The following is a 1046-nucleotide window of genomic DNA, read 5'->3' as shown; positions in this document are numbered from 1 at the left end:
CTAGGCAGTGTCTCGAAGTAGTTGTTGGGTCAGAGCCATTGGTCGATGGCGGCGATCTGGATGACGGCCAGGTAGCGGGTGGCGAGTTTCTCGTAGCGGGTGGCGACGGCGCGGTGTTGTTTGAGCCGGTTGATGCCGCGTTCGATGGTGTTGCGCTGCTGGTAGATGACGGGGTCGAACGCCGGTGGCCGACCGCCCCGGCGCCCGCGGTTGCGGCGGTGTCCGGCTTGATCGGCCGGGACCGGGATCGTGGCGGCGATCCCGCGCTCACGCAGGTGGGCGCGGTTGGCGGCCGAAGAATAGGCCTTGTCGGCCAGCACTCGCTGCGGTCGCACGCGAGCGCGTCCGCGACCGAGGCGAGGGACCCGGATCCCGTTGAGCACCGCGGCGAACTGCGGGCTGTCACCGGCTTGGCCGGGGGTGATGAGCAGCGACAACGGACGCAGACCGTGTTCGCAGGCCAGATGCAGTTTGGTGCCCCATCCGCCCCGGGAACGCCCGAGCGCGTGATCGGCGGGTTCGGCGCGGTGGCCGCCGGGTGGTTCGGCCTGGCGGCTGCTGTGGTGGCGGGCTCCGGCGGCGTGCTGGTGAGCGCGCATGATCGTGGAGTCCACGCTGACCAGCCAGCCGATCTCACCGGCGGCATCGGCCAGGGTCTGTAGCTGTTGGAGTACCGCCGCCCATACCCCGGCACGGGCCCAGCGGCGAAACAGCGCGTAGATCGCTTGCCAGGACCCGTACTGCGATGGGATGTCACGCCATGGGCAGCCGACACGGATCCGCCATCGGATTCCATCGACGAGTCGGCGTCTGGTCCATCTCGAGGGTCGGCCCGGTCGTTTCGGGCTGGGCAGCAGCGGTTCCAGCCGTGCCCATTGAGCATCGGTCAGGTCCGCCCGGCCCGTCACCGCTAGGGTGGTCACGAGGTCTCCGGTGTTCAGTTGAATCTTGGTCGATCAACCAACTACCGGAGACCTCGCCACATTCAAAACCCGCCCCCGCCAACCAGTCTCACACCTGCGGCATTACTTCGAGACACGCTCTAG

General features: G+C 68.0%; 1 protein-coding gene. It reads right to left on the bottom strand.

Translation table 11 applies throughout. The features are described from left to right. Positions 1-29: 29 nt before the first annotated feature. Positions 30-923 (bottom strand): IS5 family transposase, encoded by an 894-nt coding sequence (locus tag ACIA5H_RS37840; protein WP_397081183.1) that lies wholly within the window; start codon positions 921-923, stop codon positions 30-32. Between the last annotated feature and the right edge of the window lie 123 nt (positions 924-1046).

This window comes from Nocardia sp. NPDC051900, from assembly GCF_044452545.1.
Classification (GTDB): Bacteria; Actinomycetota; Actinomycetes; order Mycobacteriales; family Mycobacteriaceae; genus Nocardia; species Nocardia sichangensis.
The sequence above is the reverse complement of the archived record's forward strand: the minus strand, read 5'-3'. Positions and strand labels throughout refer to the sequence as shown.